The following is a 13,903-nucleotide window of genomic DNA, read 5'->3' as shown; positions in this document are numbered from 1 at the left end:
ATTAAGATGGACAATTACGCCCAAGCGGCCATGTTATTACTGAGTATGGGAGAAGAAGGTGCTGCCATGGTCATGGCGCATTTGGATCGTAACGATGTGCAACACTTAAGCCATAAAATGGCGCGGTTATCGAGTATTACCCAGCAAGAAGCCGAGGCTGTACTCAGCCGTTTTTTTCAACGCTATAAAGAACAATCGGGTATCGCCAGAGCCTCACGGTCCTATTTACAAAAGACACTCGATATCGCTTTGGGAGACAGAGTCTCTAAAAGTCTTATCGATAGCATTTATGGTGATGAGATTAAAGTGCTCGTTAAGCGTCTCGAATGGGTTGACCCCCAATTACTTGCCCGTGAAATCACCCATGAGCACTGCCAGTTGCAAGCGGTATTGTTGGGATTATTACCACCAGAAAGTGCCGCTAAAATCTTAAAAATGTTGCCTAGTGATAGCCAAGATGAGGTGCTTGTTCGTATTGCGCAACTTGGCGAATTAGACCGCAACGTTGTTGAGGAACTGCGGGAGCTGGTTGAGCGCTGTATGTTGATGGCAATGGAGAAAAGTCACACGCAAGTGGCGGGTGTCAAACAGGTTGCCGATATCCTCAATCGCTTCGAAGGTGACAGAGAACAGCTGATGGAAATGATCAAACTCCATGATAAGCAGATGGCGATTGATGTCACCGATAACATGTTTGACTTCATTATTCTTGGGCGACAAAAGCAAGAAACGTTGCAGACCTTATTAGGACAAGTACCTTCTGAAACCTTATCGTTAGCATTAAAAGGCATTGATTTTGAATTAAAAGATGCCTTGCTCAATGCCTTGCCTAAACGTATGTCGTCAGCGATTGAAACACAAATAGAAGCGTTAGGTGGTGTACCTGTTAGCCGAGCGAGTGGGGCGCGTAAAGAGATAATGGAACTGGCGAAGCAATTAATGCAAGAAGGTGAAATTGAATTGCAGCTATTTGAAGAACAGGTCGTTGTTTAATGGAAAACAAGCATTCTCGTTGGCGTCTAAATACCAATCTCGCTCGTCGTTATCGTTTTCCTGCATTACACGATGCGGTTGAATCAAATTCCGATGCGGGCAGTGATTTTCAAAGTTACCAACAAGCATTCGATGAGGGTTATGACGAAGGTGTTATTCAAGGTAAGAGTGCGGGTTATGAGGCTGGCATAGAAGAAGGACGCATTGCTGGACATGCAGCTGGTTTCCATCAAGGTCGGTTAGATGGGCAGTCAGCGGGTAGAGCATCCATCGATGAGCAGCTCAACAGTTTACTTGTACCGCTAGGTGCCTTGAGAGAACTACTCGAAGACGGTCATGCAAAGCAGGTTCGTGAACAGCAAAATTTGATCCTTGAATTAGTACGCCGAGTGTCACAACAAGTGATTCGCTGCGAGCTAACCCTGCAGCCACAACAAATACTTAAACTCGTTGAAGAAACCTTGAGTGCGTTGCCCGATGATCAAGCGGATATCAAAATCCATTTAGAGCCGAGTGCCGTGACTAAATTAAAAGAGCTCTCGGAAGATAAAATCCGTGGCTGGAATCTCATCGCTGATAGCAGTATTTCAGCGGGCAGTTGTCGAATTGTGAGTGATAAATCCGATGCAGATGCTTCAGTCGAGACACGACTCGATGCTTGCATGAAGCAGGTTGAAACCAAGTTGAATGAGGCTGAGATTGGAGTCTGATGTATTTCATGACGATTGGCCTCAGGTTCCAGTTGCAAGGGTTTATGGACGTCTCATTCGAGTCAATGGTCTATTGCTTGAGGCTGTTGGCTGTCAGCTTGGCATGGGGGATCGTTGCCAGATTGAAGGGCGAAATGGTCGTTTAATTGAGGCTGAAGTCGTTGGCTTTCATCGGGACGTATTGTGCCTTATGCCGATTGAGCCTACACAGGGCTTGATGCCAGGTGCCAGAGTGCTGCCTATTACGGATGAGCAAACAATTGCTATTGGTGATGGTTTGCTTGGCAGGGTGCTTGATGGACTTGGACAACCACTCGACTTATTGGGTGATTTAACCGGTGTTTCACAAGTCCCGCAATCTCACACGAGTTACAACCCTTTGCTGCGCCAGCCTATTCGGCAGCCGCTAGATGTCGGTATTCGCGCCATCAATAGTTTGTTGCCCATTGGTAGAGGCCAGCGACTCGGGCTCTTTGCGGGCTCTGGTGTGGGTAAGAGTGTGTTATTAGGCATGATGACTCGTTTTACTGAAGCAGATGTCGTGGTGGTTGGCTTAATTGGTGAGCGTGGCCGTGAGGTCAGGGAGTTTATTGAAGAAACACTCGGTGAAGAAGGGCGTAAACGGGCTGTGATTATTGCAGCCCCTGCAGATACCACACCGCTGATGCGATTACGTGCAATGCGGTTATCTCACTCCATTGCCTGTGCTTTTAGAGATCAAGGTAAGCAAGTGTTGCTATTAGTCGACTCATTGACTCGTTATGCTCAGGCACAGCGTGAAATCGCCTTGAGTTTAGGTGAGCCTCCAGCAACCAAAGGCTATCCGCCATCGGCGTTTGCACAGTTACCTAGACTGGTGGAAATGGCGGGCAATGGTGAACATCCGACGGGAACGCTAACCGCGTTTTATACCGTATTGGCCGAGGGTGATGATCAGCAGGATCCTGTTGCAGATGCAGCGAGAGCTATTTTAGATGGCCATATAGTGCTAAGTCGTAAATTGGCCGAGCAAGGACATTTCCCTGCGATTGATCTTAATGCGTCAGTGAGCCGCTTAGCCATGCACATAGCGACCTCTAGCAGTATTGAACAGAGTCAGATCTTTAGACATCTTTTGAGTCGTTACAATGAGGTCAGAGACTTATTACCTTTAGGTGGCTACCAAGCGGGCCAAGATCCTGAAATGGATCTTGCTGTGCGAGTGTATCCAGAAATGGCACGATTTTTACGCCAGACTACACACAGTAAAGTTAATTTGGCTGAAAGTTTAGTGCAATTGGAACAGTTGATGGGAGTTATGGGATATGAGCCAGCGTCATCTCTCTAAGTTACGTGTTCAAGCTGAAAAGAAATTAGCGCAGTTAGGGCAAAAACGCGATGATTCCAGCCTAAGCGTCCAACTAAATCAACAACAAAATCAAGCCTTAGCCCAAATGATATTGACTTATCGTGGTGCGAAAGAGGGCTCAAATGTTTTGCTCTGGCAAAATTCCGCAAGTATGGCGCAAGTGTTAGAGCCTATGCGGGTGAAGTTAGCTCAAAAGGAGGTCTTTCTACAACAGGAACAGCTGCGTATTGATCGCCTATGGCGTAAGCAATTAGGGCGTCAGCAAGGTTTGAAGTGGCTTGAAAAACAAACACGTATACAAGAACAAGCACAAGTGGCACGTCGTGAACAGGCTGTTGTTGATGATATGGCGGGTTTCTATTACAAGAATAAAGGCCAATAAGCGCTGTGTCATTACAGCTGAGAGCCACCTTTTAAACTATGTCCCATTAGCGAGGGCTTTGGTAACTCTCAATAATTCAGTTTGATTAGCGTTTGGTACCGTAATCAATTTCATGGTGTTGGCCATCTTGATTCAGGATACGGTTAATCGTTTCTTGCTGTATTACGAGCAATCTGCCGTTGGTTTCATTGGCTGTTTGGCTATCTTTAACTAACAGCTGCAAGTTGTCCCATGACATTTTTATTTGCGGTCTTAGGTGATCAGGTAGCGCCGTGATTAAGCGTCTCATGCCACTATTGTCACTATTAAAACCTAGTGTCGCGAGATTTTCGCTTCGCTGTTTGGCTCTCAAAGCCAACTTGTTACACAGTGCAGTTTGACGCTCGTTATGGGCTAAGAGCGCATCATTATCCCTGCGTTGCATTAATTCACGTTGGTGCTTAAGCATTGATTTTAATTGACTATATCCCTCAAGATCTTGACGAATATCGCGAATTAAACTTTGAACAAGTTCGCGCTTATTTACTTGACTATTATCCATGCTGTATCAATATCTTATCTGCAATTTTATCTAAGCTCAGCTCAAAGCTGCCATTACTTAAAGCCTGACGTATAGCAGCAACTTTATCTGTGTCAACGTCGGAGATGGTATGTAACTCTTTCTGGGTTTGTTCTAACAATTGCCAGTCGTGACTAATATCTTGTCGTGTTGGCGTTGATAGATTTTCTGATTCAACGGGCTTTCTGGGCGTATTAGCGCTCTTACTCGTGCTGAACTCAGTGCTCAAGGCACTGCTAATTTTATTAATTTCCATAGATGTTCATCGTCATAAATGGCTAGATATTAGATATAGGCGACCTAAATAGGATAAATCTAAAATAAATTTTTAAATTTATCCTCAGGTGACCTGAATGTTAAAAACGGGTTTCAACTCTCCCCTTAGCTATGGGGTAGGCGGTAATGATTTTCCCTGAACTACTATTCCTCACTCTAATGGCATCACCTTGTTTACCCGCATCCATAGCAATCCCAATCATATTGGCATAAAAGGTGGCACTGACTGCTTCAATAATCACTTCATCTCCTATGCTCACGAGTTCTGGTGCACTTAAATTGCTTGCTCTTATGGGTTTGTTTTTGATTATTTTTCTGGCAACCGCTTGCCCTAAAATGTGTTTTTCATCAGTAATAATGTCTTGATCTGACGCAGTTAAGGGCAACATTTGCCATTGTAGATTTTCTGATGTGACAACTTCATCTCTCTTAAGCGTTTTGTTGGCAACAGGAATGTAGGCGCTGAGAGCAACCTTGGCACGAACATAGAGTGACCAGCCTTCAGAGGCACAGCTTATTTTTCGTTGGATCCGACCGAATGGGAGCCCTTTAGCAGCCTCGACTTGGAGCGCCGTGCTACACGTTTTTAGCTTGGCTGTGCTGGAAGGAATGTGCAGTGTGATTTTTTTGCTGACTTTTTTTATCTCTTGCGATTGTTGCCACTTAGCTATCTCTGCGGCTACGGAGTTTGTCATTTGCTGAGATATTTGTTCTGTCGCCGTGATCTTCCCTTTCGCGTGCACATTGAGCGGAAGTAACCCTATGCTCAGTAAGAAAGTGAGGGAAAAGAACTTTCCGTATATCAATAGCGATTTCATTTAACCAACTGTTTTATATGAATAAGTATATTGGCATGCTAATTGTAAGCTGCTCGACCATCTAAATTAATTACGCATACAGTACTAGGAGTTGAGATGGCGATCAACCTTGATAAAGCATTAGGAATACATCCTCAGACACTCGATTTTAGAGTGGAGAGAAGCAAGGTATTAGCGAGTAATTTAATCAATGCCGAAACTCCGGGGTACAAAGCGAGGGATTTGGATTTCAAAGCGGCCATGAAGCAAGTTGAAGCAGGTATGCAGATGAATCAAGAGTACAGCCTCGCTTATCGCATGCCTTATCAAAATTCTGCCGATGATAATACCGTGGAACTCGGTAAGGAACAGGCAAGATATTCACAGAATGCGATGGATTATCAAACGAGTTTGACATTTTTAAACATGAAAATAGCCGGTCTAAAGTCTGCTATTGAAGGTCGTTAGGAGCCTGTATGTCATTTGGCGATATTTATCAAATAGCGGGTGCTGGCATGAATGCTCAGACCATACGTTTAAATACGGTCGCGAGTAACTTAGCTAACGCTGGAACTGCCGCCGAAAACCCTGAGTCGGCCTATCGAGCATTAAAACCCGTATTTGCGACTATTTACGATGCGACTCAACAAGGTGCGATTGGTGCTTCGATTGAAGTGAGCGACATAGTCCAAGCGGATGCCCCATTGGATATGCGTTATGAGCCGAATCATCCCTTTGCCAATGAACAAGGTTATGTTGCCTACTCTAATGTGAACACGATTGAAGAAATGGCTGACATGATGGCGGCAAGTCGTTCATTTGAAACCAGTGTTGAAATCATGAATCGTGCGCGTTCTATGCAGCAAGGTTTATTGCAACTAGGGAATAAATAGCAATGGAATTGGCTCGCTCTGGTAACAACTCGATTCAGAATCCTGCAGGTGCATTAGCGGCTCCAGGGAATGATGCTGCGTCATTAAAGAATGAATTTATGACCTTAATGATCGCGCAAATCAAGAATCAAGATCCCACTAAACCGCTTAACAGTGCTGAGTATATCTCTCAATTAGCGCAGTTTTCGCAGGTCGAAAGCTTAGAGGGAATGCGGAAGAATCAATCAAGCCAAATGGTCATGATGGAAAATTTGGGCATAGTACAGTCGGCATCTTTGATTGGTAAGAATGCCATGGTGCCTGTGTCTGAGTTTCAGCTCGATGGTGAAGCGGTTGAAGGCAAAGTGTATTTAGAGAATGCAGCTGAAGGCTTAGATCTTGAAATTATCGATGCACAAGGTCAGGTCGTTAGCACTATTCAACTCGGTGCTCAGGATGTTGGTGATGTTCGGTTCTCTATCGATCCTGCTGAGCTGGGGTTGTCTGCAGGCCAATATGAAATCAAAGCTAAGGCGACACTAGGTGAAAATAGTTTAGTTGCGCCAACGTATATTAAGGCACCGATCGAGAGAATCCATTTCTCCAGTGCATCCGGCATGATGATGGCTGAAATGGGCCATGGTGTTGGGGTTGTTTCTGTGCTCAATATTTCTGAAGTTTCGTAAATTATTTTTATAGGATATTAAGATGTCATTTAACATAGCTTTAAGTGGTTTACAGGCGACGACTCAAGATCTCAACACTATCAGTAATAACATTGCTAACGCATCGACGAGTGGGTTTCGCGGTGGCCGTAGTGAATTTGCATCCATTTATAATGGTGGTCAGGCGGGTGGCGTTGGCGTGATGTCAACGAGCCAAAACTTCTCTAAAGGTGGCAGCTTAACTTATACCGGTCGTCAGCTTGATATGGGGATCCAAGGCGAAGGCTTTTTTGTTCTCAAGGGGAATGATGGCGGTGCCATGTATGCTAGAGCAGGGATGTTCCATAAGGACAATCAAGGCTTTATAACCGATCCAGTCGGTAATCGTTTACAGGGATATTCTGTGAATGCGACGGGAAGATTGCAAACTGGCAATGCAGGTGATTTACAGGTACAAACGGCTTCTTTAGCGGCCAAAGCCACAACGAATGTCAGCATGGTTTCAAATCTCGATGCGAGAGTCGATGTTATTCCTCCAGCGGTCCCAGCCGTGCCATTTGATCCTAAAAATATTGATAGTTATCACTCTATTGGTACCACCAGTGTCTACGACTCTTTGGGTACTGAGCATGTGGTGACTCAGTATTATGTAAAAACAGCGCCGAATGAGTGGACGGTTAATTACACTCTGGATGGGACTCTTCTGCCAGACCAAACAACATTAAAATTTGATTCAAAAGGCATTTTAGATCCAACTACGACAAAGGATACCTTCGACCTTACATTGGGTAATGGGGCATCACCGCTTAAATTTGATATCAATTTTGATAAAAGCACTCAGTATGCCGCCAAATATAACAACTCCAGCTTATCTCAAGACGGTTACACCTCGGGTGAATTGAAAGGTGTGCGTCTGGATGACAATGGCATGTTGTATGGCACTTATACTAACGGCCAAGATCAATTACAGGGTCAGGTCGTCCTCGCAAACTTTAGTAATCCCAATGGTTTATCTGCCGTGAGTAACAATGCTTGGGTGGCTACAAATACCGCTGGGCAAGCGATTATGGGGGCGCCATCTACAGGCACTATGGGCACTGTTACGGGGGGGTATTTAGAGGGCTCGAATGTGGATACGACCGCTGAAATGGTTAACCTCATGTCGGCACAACGTAATTATCAATCTAACGCCAAAGTTCTCGATGTGAACTCGACTATGCAACAAGCATTACTTAATGCCATTTAAGAAGAGACACTGACATGGAGAAGATGCTTTATACCGCCGCCAGTGGTGCAGTTCGTATTCTTGAGGCGCAAAGTATTCGCGCGAATAACTTGGCTAACGCTGAAACTGCAGGATTTAAAGCCGACCTTGAGCGCGTTAATGCCGTGCCTTTAGCTGTTCAAGGTAATAGTTTGAACACAAGGGTTATGGCACAGACTGAGAGTAGTGGTTTTAGCCAGCAAAGTGGGGTGATCAATCCTACGGGCCGTTCATTGGATTTAGCGATCCGCGATCGTGGCTTGTTCAGTGTGGCTGTTGACGGTGTTGAAGCATACACCCGTTCAGGTGCAATTGAGACCAATGCCGAGGGGCAACTGACTATCGATGGCCGACCTGTATTAGGCGTTGATGGGCTGATAGCGCTGCCTGAGCATAAAGATGTCTTTGTGGGTGAAGACGGCACCGTCAGTGTTTTACCCTCTGAAGGCGGGATCATTGAGGAGGTGGGCCGATTAAAGCTAGTGAATCCTGACTTTGCCTTAATGCAAAAGGGGCAAGATGGGTTGCTCTATCGTCGTGATGGCCAAGCAGTGCCACAAGATGAAGGTGTGTTAGTGGATAGTGGCTTCCTTGAGTCGAGTAACGTGCAGGCCGTGTCAGAGCTTATTGCATCTATGGATTTGAGTCGTCAATTTGAGATTCAAGTTAAGTTAATGAAAAGTGCAGAAAAGCTGGCCGAGGCTGGTAATCGTCTGCTGGGCAATGTTTAAGGATTATTGGTATGCAATCAGCGTTATGGGTAAGTAAAACCGGCCTAACAGCACAAGATACGAAAATGACTGCGATTGCCAACAACTTGGCAAACGTGAATACCACAGGTTTTAAGCGTGACCGTGTTGCGTTTAATGATCTGTTTTATCAGGTTCAACGTCAGCCAGGTGGACAGGTTGATGCACTGAATAATCTGCCATCGGGTCTGCAATTAGGTGCAGGAACGAGAGTCGTTGGTACTCAAAAAATATTCACTACTGGGGATATGCAAAATACCAGTCAGCAGTTGGATCTAGCGATCGAAGGTCATGGTTTTTTCCAAGTAGAAGAGCCAAATGGCGATCTTGCTTATACCCGTGACGGTCAGTTTTATCGCAGCAGCGAAGGCATGATGGTCACGTCACAAGGTTTACCTTTAGTGCCCAATATCGTGATCCCTGAAGATGCGCTAACCGTTACCATTGCTAACGATGGTGTAGTCACAGCGAAAATGGCGGGTGAAGCTGAACCTCAAGATTTAGGTCAAATCACGCTTGTTAACTTTACTAATCCAGCAGGGTTAGAAGCTCGAGGTGACAACCTTTACCGTGAAACGGCGGCATCGGGTGTGGCGGTTGAAGGTGTGGCGGGTGATCAAGCTTTAGGTGCTTTAAGACAGGGTGCGCTAGAGGGCGCAAACGTCAACGTGGTGGAAGAAATGGTCGAAATGATTTCCACGCAGAGAGCATATGAGATGAATGCCAAAGTTGTGTCAGCCTCAGACGATATGCTCAAGTTCCTCAATCAATCGGTTTAGAGAGGCAATCATGCGTTGGTTATGGTTTTTATGGTTTGCACTGTTATCGGGTTGTATGTCGCATATTCCAGATAAGGAGACTAAACCTGGCACTAAAGAGTGGGCACCGCCTGAGATTGACTACAGCCTGCCAGATGCAAAGGATGGCAGTCTTTATCGTCCCGGTTTTATGTTGACGCTTTTTAAGGATAAACGTGCTTTCCGTGAGGGCGATATTTTAACCGTCGCGTTAGATGAAAAAACCTATTCGAGTAAGAAAGCGGATACCAAGACCAACAAAGAACAAGATATGGGTATGGGGCTTGCGGGCAATATTGGTGATAAAACGGCCAATGCTGACGGTAAAACCTCTTTTTCGAGAGGGTTTAATGGTGCAGGCTCAAGTACACAGCAAAACCAGTTATCAGGTTCAATCACTGTAACTGTTTCTAAGGTTTTACCTAATGGTACCTTGTTGATACGTGGTGAAAAATGGCTGCGATTGAATCAGGGCGATGAGTATTTACGCTTACTTGGCATTATACGTGCTGATGATATAGGTAATGACAATACGATATCGTCGCAACGTATTGCCGATGCCCGAATTATCTATGGTGGTCAAGGTGCCATTGCCGACAGTAATGCTATGGGATGGGCTTCTCGCTATTTCAATAGTCCATGGTTCCCGCTCTAGCAAAGGATATTTTGATGCTACGTTGTTTATTATTGTTACTTTTGGCTACTGGTACACTGCAAGCGGAAGAGCAAAGCCGCTACTTGATGGATATTGTCGATGTGCAAGGTCTGCGTGATAACCAACTCGTGGGTTATGGCTTAGTCGTCGGATTAAATGGAACGGGTGACCGCTCTCAAGTTAAATTTACCAGTCAATCTGTCGTCAATATGCTTAAACAGTTTGGTGTACAGATTGATGATAAAACCGATCCTAAGTTAAAGAACGTCGCCGCTGTTGCTGTGCATGCGACTATTACTTCTCTGGCGAGCCCAGGACAATCCTTAGATGTGACGGTTTCATCCCTTGGTGATGCAAAAAGTCTTCAGGGCGGAACCTTATTAATGACGCCTCTTAGGGCTGTCGATGGTGAGGTTTACGCGGTAGCGCAGGGCAACTTAGTGGTTGGCGGTATTTCTGCCGCCGGTCGTAATGGATCATCTGTGACTGTGAATGTGCCAACTGTTGGCACTATCCCCAATGGTGCCTTACTTGAGGCACCAATCAAAAGTAACTTTAGTGATAATGAAGACATCATATTAAACCTTAAGGATCCTAACTTTAAAACCGCCCGAAATATCGAACGGGCTGTGAATGAACTATTTGGACCCGATGTTGCACGTGCGCAAGATCATGCCAAGGTTCTGATACACGCGCCTAAGTCGAATCGAGAGCGTGTGACTTTTATGTCAATGCTTGAAGAACTCAAGATTGACCAAGGCCGACGTTCACCTCGAATCGTGTTTAATAGTCGTACTGGCACTGTGGTATTAGGGGGAGATGTTGTGGTTCGTAAAGCCGCTGTGAGCCATGGCAATCTGACAGTGACTATTGTTGAACGGGAAAACGTGAGCCAGCCTAATGGCGCTTATCTTGGTAATGCCGCAGGGGAAACCGTGGTGACTAATGATAGCCAAGTATTAGTCGAGCAAGGTAACAAACGTATGTTTGTTTGGCCCGAGGGCACGGCAATTGAAGAAATCGTGCGTGCCGTAAATAGCTTAGGTGCGACACCAATGGACTTGATGGCAATTTTAGAAGCTTTGGCGGAAGCGGGCTCTTTAGAAGCTGATTTGGTGGTAATTTAATGAAAGTTGAAAATACGGGCGGTTACTTAAATAAGCTGAATGCTGATGATTTGATTAAGGCGAATGGCGAGCAAGGTGCACTTAAATTAGTCAGTCAACAATTTGAGGCGCAGTTCCTGCAAACGGTACTTAAGCAAATGCGCTCAGCCACCGACGCTATGGCCGATGAAGATAATCCTTTAACCTCCAAAAGCAATAATGGCCTTTATCAAGATTTACATGATGCGGAATTGGCCAGTCGTTTAAGCCAAGTCAATGGTATGGGCTTGGCTGACGTGATGACTAAGCAGCTATCACGTTCATTTCAGTCTGAGAAAGATCCGGTCGCCTTTGATCCTCAACAGATGACAACAACAGCGATGCAGCCTGCACTTATTATGCGGCCCGTTGTGAAGGATTTTAAATGAGCATGTTGAACATTGGTAAGTCTGGCTTATTGGCAAGCATGGCCGCATTGAATGCAACCTCAAATAACGTTGCTAATGCTATGGTTGCAGGCTATTCACGTCAGCAGGTGATGTTAAGTTCGGTTGGTGGCGGTGCTTATGGCTCCGGCGCGGGCGTGTTTGTTGATGGTGTTAGACGGATCTCTGATCAATACGAAGTCGCGCAGTTATGGCAAACAACGAGTGCTGTTGGTTTTTCTAAAGTGCAAAGTAGTTATTTGCGTCAGGCTGAACAAGTATTTGGTGCCGAAGGGAATAATATCTCAAAAGGCCTAGATCAATTATTCGCCGCCCTTAATTCATCTATGGAACAACCTAATCTCATTGCCTATCGACAAGGTGTACTTAATGAGGCTAAGGCCGTTGCCCAAAGAGTGAATGCAATCAACGACAATATTGATTCGCAACGTAATCAGATCAATGGACAGCTTGGTTCATCCGTTAAAGAGATCAACTCACAACTTAATATTATTGCCAGTTTCAACCGCGACATTCAGGCAGCGAGTGTAACAGGAACGATTCCCCCTGCACTGCAAGATAGTCGAGATGCTGCAATTGATGACTTAGCGGCGATTTTAGATATTCGGGTTGTTGAAGATAGCCAAGGCATGGTCAATATCTCGCTGGCCCGAGGTGAGCCGCTATTGACGGGAAATACTGCCGCTAAGTTAACGAGTAATCCCGATCCCACCAATCCTAAGAACGATTTGGTGACTATCCAATTTGGTGCTAGCCAGTTTAATGTTGATGAAACCGCTGGTGGCAGTTTAGGTGCCTTGCTTACGTACCGTGATGTGCAGCTCGCAGATTCGCAACAGTACATAGATGAATTAGCGGTCATGTTAGCGACAGAGTTTAATTCTATTCTTGCTTCTGGCACTGACTTAAATGGTGCGACACCGTCACAGGATTTATTTACTTATCAAGCTAATAACCCAGGAGGAAGCTTATCTCTAACGGCCGGTTTTACGCCTGATAAACTTGCCTTTGGTAAAGATGGCACCCAAGGCGATAACGCAAATTTAAAAGCTTTAGTACAGCTAGCGAATAAAGAGCTGAGTTTTACTAGCCTTGGCAGTAATACAAGCTTAGCGGAATCCTTTTCCAGTAAGGTTGGCCAGTTAGGTTCTGCTTCTCGCCAAGCGATTTCATTTGCTAAAACCAGTGTAGATTTGCAAAAAGATGCGCAGTCCCAATGGGCGAGTACCAGTGGTGTAAATCCCGATGAAGAAGGGATTAATTTGATCATCTATCAGCAGTCATATATGGCGAATGCGAAGGTGATTTCCACCGCAGATCAACTGTTTCAAACTATGCTTAGTAGCTTTTAAGGACTTTATTCATGCGTGTAACAATGCAAAATTTATACACTAACAATTTAAACAGTTTGCAGAACACGACCTATGATGTGGCACGTTTGAATCAAATGCTCTCTAAAGGTGTTTCAATACTATCGCCTTCGGATGATCCTATTGGTGTTGTTCGGGTAATGGATAACCAACGTGATTTAGCACTAGTACAGCAATATGTTAAAAATATCGATTCCTTAAGTACCAATATGAGCCGTGCTGAAACATATTTATCCAGCATGGTTGAGACGCAGCAGCGGATGAAAGAAATCAGTATTGCGACTAATAGCTCGAATCTCTCGAAAGAGGATAGAGCATCCTATGCTTCTGAAATGGAAGAACTCTTAAAGGGGTTAGTGGATAATATTAACGCCACTGATGAGTCGGGTAATTACCTGTTCTCGGGTAACGCGATTGAGAAAGCTGCGGTAGTTAAGGATACTGCTGGGCGATACGTCTACCAAGGTGATGCTAGCGAGAGAACGGTACAAACATCTAGCTCTTCATGGACTACGGCTAATATCACCGCCGAAAAAGTCTTGTTCTCCAATGCTGGTCAAGATATTTTGAATCAAGCAATGGACTACATTAACGTATTAAATGATCCAAGCTTATCACCAAGCGATCCTGCTTTTAGTGCGGCCGCGAGTGGAATACAAACAGCGTTAAGTGAAACCTTAGATAGCATAGGTGCTGCTATTACCGATTTCGGTGGCAAGCAAAATAATCTCGCGTTAGTTAAAAGCTCCCATGAAGAAATGGTGTTGTTTAGTAAACAAGTGATAGGTGAAACGCAGGAGCTCGATTATGCCGCTGCCACTGCCGAGTTCAATGTCAAATTAACCGCATTAAAAATTACCCAGCAAACTTTTGTACAGATAAGCCAGCTGTCCCTTTTCAATCATATGTAGGTA

18 protein-coding genes are annotated in these 13,903 nt (G+C 44.9%); 15 read left to right on the top strand and 3 right to left on the bottom strand.

What is annotated here, in order from left to right:
* The first annotated feature begins 6 nt into the window (after nucleotides 1–6).
* From HQQ92_RS19975 to HQQ92_RS19960, 4 genes are read left to right on the top strand one after another with little or no spacing between them, the layout of a single operon-like run.
* On the top strand, nucleotides 7–993 hold the full coding sequence (locus HQQ92_RS19975) for a flagellar motor switch protein FliG (RefSeq protein ID WP_049821660.1): 987 nt from the start codon (nucleotides 7–9) through the stop codon (nucleotides 991–993).
* Complete coding sequence (gene fliH / locus HQQ92_RS19970; protein ID WP_113940832.1) at nucleotides 993–1,703, top strand: flagellar assembly protein FliH; 711 nt, start codon at nucleotides 993–995, stop codon at nucleotides 1,701–1,703. Before HQQ92_RS19975 ends, fliH begins: the two co-directional genes overlap by 1 nt.
* Nucleotides 1,681–3,030: a FliI/YscN family ATPase gene (locus tag HQQ92_RS19965; protein WP_113940831.1), complete on the top strand. Its 1,350-nt coding sequence runs from the start codon at nucleotides 1,681–1,683 to the stop codon at nucleotides 3,028–3,030. The genes fliH and HQQ92_RS19965 overlap by 23 nt, the downstream gene beginning before the upstream one ends.
* Nucleotides 3,008–3,433 carry a hypothetical protein gene (locus HQQ92_RS19960; RefSeq protein WP_173247927.1) on the top strand — a complete coding sequence of 142 codons (426 nt, stop codon included), beginning with the start codon at nucleotides 3,008–3,010 and terminating at the stop codon, nucleotides 3,431–3,433. Before HQQ92_RS19965 ends, HQQ92_RS19960 begins: the two co-directional genes overlap by 23 nt.
* Nucleotides 3,434–3,518: 85 nt before the next feature.
* Here HQQ92_RS19960 and HQQ92_RS19955 read toward each other — a convergent pair whose 3' ends face one another.
* The 3 genes from HQQ92_RS19955 to flgA all read right to left on the bottom strand — a co-directional run bounded on the left by HQQ92_RS19955 (nucleotide 3,519) and on the right by flgA (nucleotide 5,086).
* Complete coding sequence (locus tag HQQ92_RS19955) at nucleotides 3,519–3,974, bottom strand: flagellar protein FlgN (RefSeq protein WP_173247924.1); 456 nt, start codon at nucleotides 3,972–3,974, stop codon at nucleotides 3,519–3,521.
* Nucleotides 3,967–4,248, bottom strand: a complete 282-nt coding sequence (gene flgM / locus HQQ92_RS19950) for a flagellar biosynthesis anti-sigma factor FlgM (protein ID WP_113940828.1) — start codon at nucleotides 4,246–4,248, stop codon at nucleotides 3,967–3,969. The genes HQQ92_RS19955 and flgM overlap by 8 nt, the downstream gene beginning before the upstream one ends.
* Nucleotides 4,249–4,348: 100 nt before the next feature.
* Nucleotides 4,349–5,086 carry a flagellar basal body P-ring formation chaperone FlgA gene (flgA, locus tag HQQ92_RS19945; protein ID WP_131523391.1) on the bottom strand — a complete coding sequence of 246 codons (738 nt, stop codon included), beginning with the start codon at nucleotides 5,084–5,086 and terminating at the stop codon, nucleotides 4,349–4,351.
* 96 nt (nucleotides 5,087–5,182) lie between these two features.
* Between flgA and flgB the strand changes: the two genes are divergently transcribed.
* Genes flgB through flgL form a run of 11 tightly spaced genes read left to right on the top strand, consistent with a single transcriptional unit; the run spans nucleotide 5,183 to nucleotide 13,900 of the window.
* Nucleotides 5,183–5,533, top strand: a complete 351-nt coding sequence (flgB, locus tag HQQ92_RS19940; RefSeq protein ID WP_113940826.1) for a flagellar basal body rod protein FlgB — start codon at nucleotides 5,183–5,185, stop codon at nucleotides 5,531–5,533.
* Nucleotides 5,534–5,541: 8 nt separating this feature from the next.
* Entirely contained in the window at nucleotides 5,542–5,958 is a 417-nt protein-coding gene (flgC, locus tag HQQ92_RS19935) for a flagellar basal body rod protein FlgC (RefSeq protein ID WP_113940825.1), read from the top strand.
* Between the two features lie 2 nt (nucleotides 5,959–5,960).
* On the top strand, nucleotides 5,961–6,623 hold the full coding sequence (locus HQQ92_RS19930; RefSeq protein ID WP_113940824.1) for a flagellar hook assembly protein FlgD: 663 nt from the start codon (nucleotides 5,961–5,963) through the stop codon (nucleotides 6,621–6,623).
* Between the two features lie 22 nt (nucleotides 6,624–6,645).
* A complete protein-coding gene (gene flgE, locus HQQ92_RS19925; protein WP_113940823.1) occupies nucleotides 6,646–7,848 on the top strand; it encodes a flagellar hook protein FlgE in 1,203 nt (400 codons plus the stop codon).
* 14 nt (nucleotides 7,849–7,862) lie between these two features.
* Nucleotides 7,863–8,597 carry a flagellar basal body rod protein FlgF gene (locus tag HQQ92_RS19920; RefSeq protein WP_173247921.1) on the top strand — a complete coding sequence of 245 codons (735 nt, stop codon included), beginning with the start codon at nucleotides 7,863–7,865 and terminating at the stop codon, nucleotides 8,595–8,597.
* Between the two features lie 11 nt (nucleotides 8,598–8,608).
* Complete coding sequence (flgG, locus tag HQQ92_RS19915; RefSeq protein ID WP_006083393.1) at nucleotides 8,609–9,394, top strand: flagellar basal-body rod protein FlgG; 786 nt, start codon at nucleotides 8,609–8,611, stop codon at nucleotides 9,392–9,394.
* A 10-nt stretch (nucleotides 9,395–9,404) separates the two neighbouring features.
* Nucleotides 9,405–10,067 carry a flagellar basal body L-ring protein FlgH gene (flgH, locus tag HQQ92_RS19910; protein ID WP_113940821.1) on the top strand — a complete coding sequence of 221 codons (663 nt, stop codon included), beginning with the start codon at nucleotides 9,405–9,407 and terminating at the stop codon, nucleotides 10,065–10,067.
* 14 nt (nucleotides 10,068–10,081) lie between these two features.
* Nucleotides 10,082–11,194, top strand: coding sequence for a flagellar basal body P-ring protein FlgI (locus tag HQQ92_RS19905; protein ID WP_113940820.1), 1,113 nt, complete (start codon nucleotides 10,082–10,084; stop codon nucleotides 11,192–11,194).
* Nucleotides 11,194–11,601, top strand: a complete 408-nt coding sequence (locus tag HQQ92_RS19900; RefSeq protein WP_113940819.1) for a rod-binding protein — start codon at nucleotides 11,194–11,196, stop codon at nucleotides 11,599–11,601. Before HQQ92_RS19905 ends, HQQ92_RS19900 begins: the two co-directional genes overlap by 1 nt.
* Complete coding sequence (gene flgK, locus HQQ92_RS19895; protein ID WP_113940818.1) at nucleotides 11,598–12,971, top strand: flagellar hook-associated protein FlgK; 1,374 nt, start codon at nucleotides 11,598–11,600, stop codon at nucleotides 12,969–12,971. Before HQQ92_RS19900 ends, flgK begins: the two co-directional genes overlap by 4 nt.
* An 11-nt stretch (nucleotides 12,972–12,982) precedes the next feature.
* A complete protein-coding gene (gene flgL / locus HQQ92_RS19890; protein ID WP_173247918.1) occupies nucleotides 12,983–13,900 on the top strand; it encodes a flagellar hook-associated protein FlgL in 918 nt (305 codons plus the stop codon).
* Nucleotides 13,901–13,903 lie beyond the last annotated feature (3 nt).

Origin of the sequence: Shewanella sp. DC2-4, assembly GCF_013248875.1 — a bacterium.
GTDB lineage: Bacteria > Pseudomonadota > Gammaproteobacteria > Enterobacterales > Shewanellaceae > Shewanella > Shewanella oncorhynchi.
Note: the sequence above shows the minus strand (reverse complement) of the source record. Positions and strands in the feature narration are given on the sequence as shown.